The sequence below is a fragment of the Variovorax sp. JS1663 genome (genome assembly GCF_002157355.1).
GTDB lineage: Bacteria > Pseudomonadota > Gammaproteobacteria > Burkholderiales > Burkholderiaceae_C > Variovorax.
In genome coordinates, this window is the sequence record NZ_LYMK01000124.1 from 1 (window position 1) to 1,737 (window position 1,737).

Annotated in this window: 1 protein-coding gene and 1 pseudogene; both read left to right on the top strand. The window is 60.4% G+C overall.

The annotated features are described in order from the left end of the window. A pseudogene (locus A8M77_RS34905) lies at positions 1-938 on the top strand (hypothetical protein); the annotation flags it as partial. Further along, on the top strand, positions 935-1,737 hold an 803-nt coding region (locus tag A8M77_RS35950), incomplete at its 3' end, for a hypothetical protein (protein ID WP_143694921.1). The pseudogene A8M77_RS34905 and the gene A8M77_RS35950, both read left to right, overlap by 4 nt.

Consider the following 1,737-nt stretch of genomic DNA (forward strand, 5'->3'; position numbering starts at 1 on the left):
TCATCCTTGCCGACGGCGAGGACGCCGGCACCTACCGCAGCGATGACTTCATCACCGCCTGGAGCAGCGGCAGCAACACCGCCAAGAGCCCCGGACGCTTGTTGCGCATGCGCATGCACGTCGCGTGCGTGGGCGAGACCGGTGAAAGCAGCACTGGGTCGTTCATCGTCACCGAGTCCTACATCGACCAGTACATCAATCCCCTGACCAACACCGACCTCTCCGGTCTGCTGGCCATGCGTGCCGAAGACATCGCGCCCAACCCCGACGACAGCAACGTCTACCTGAGCGGCACCCAACGCACCTACGCCCAGGTCAACGGCGGCAAAGCCATGGGCACCAACATCGGCACCGGTGCCGACATCATCCATGCCGGTGCAGGCGACGACACCGTCAACGCCGGCGCCGGAGACGACGTCGTCTTCGCCGGCAGCGGCATCGATGCGGTGGCCGGCTACGAGGGAGACGACTTCATCGAGGGCGGCGAGGGCGCCGACATCCTGTGGGGCGACTTCACAACGCACAACGTGGGGGGAGCGGTGAGAACCGGCGTCGTGTATGGCGCCACCTGGACCAGCCAGCTCCAGCTCGACCCCGCGCGCCATGGGCGCGACTACATCGATGGCGGCGATGGCGACGACGCCATCGTCGGCAAGGCTTATCAAATCTTCGCGGGCGCCGGCGATGACTGGGTGGATACCACCGGCGCCCTGATCAACCTCAGTGGCGGCAACGACACCGTCGTCATCCGTCCTCGCGTCGAGCTCGGCAACACCGTCATACAAGGCATCAGTACGACAGTGGGGCAGACCACCACCATTCGGTTCGCTTCAGGCATCAGCCCCGCTTCGCTCAAGAAAGACTTCGCGTGCCGCGTTCGAAGACTGACACGCCTGCGCGCCTCCAGCAGTCATCGCCAATGGAGCCAAACCCGATGAGTGCGCGCATTCAATGGCGAGGACTACTCGCTGTCCTCCTGGGTTTCAGCGTGCTCGTGAGTGCTTGCGGGAATGGTCCCGGTACGTCTCACCTGAGCGAACGACAGGTCAAGGCGCAGGCCATGTTTGCCGAGCGATGCAAGACAGCGGGCGAGAAGATTCACAAGACTGTGGAGAATGTGGAAGGGGTGTATTTACTCAAAATACGTTCTACCACCAACTATGGCGATCAATTCAAGTTGGATGATCCCTACGGACACGATTCAACTGGGGACGCGTATATCCTGAACTTTCTCCGAGGCTTCTATCACCAGCGCGCTGCTGTGCCCGTTGCTGGGGAGCCTCCGCAGTTGGGGTATAGCTACGTTGAAGCTCTGGACCCTCAGGATGGGAAGCGATACAGATATACGGGCACAAAGAAAGCAGTCCGTAAGAAGGACGTGAATGCGCCCGGAGTGCAGTTCGAACTCAAGCGCAACCCAAGCTATGACCTGAATATCTATGAGTTCGTGCTCGACAGAGCCCCTGTCATTGGTTCTGCGCCGCGCTATGGCGTTACCTATGACGACATCTCCACGCTCGAGGAGCGTGAGTACTGGATCGCTGGAAGCTCGCTGAAGGTCATTGATCTTCAGACCAACGAAGTCATTGCCGAGCGAGTGGGCTACATGATGGATTGGGCACAGGGAAGCCGAGCTGGAGGGCGTTCGCCATGGCTGTTTGAAGTTGACCCCCTTTCACGGACGCCATACTGTTCACATCAGTGGAGTCCCGAATGCCCAAATCAAAGCCGCCGTAT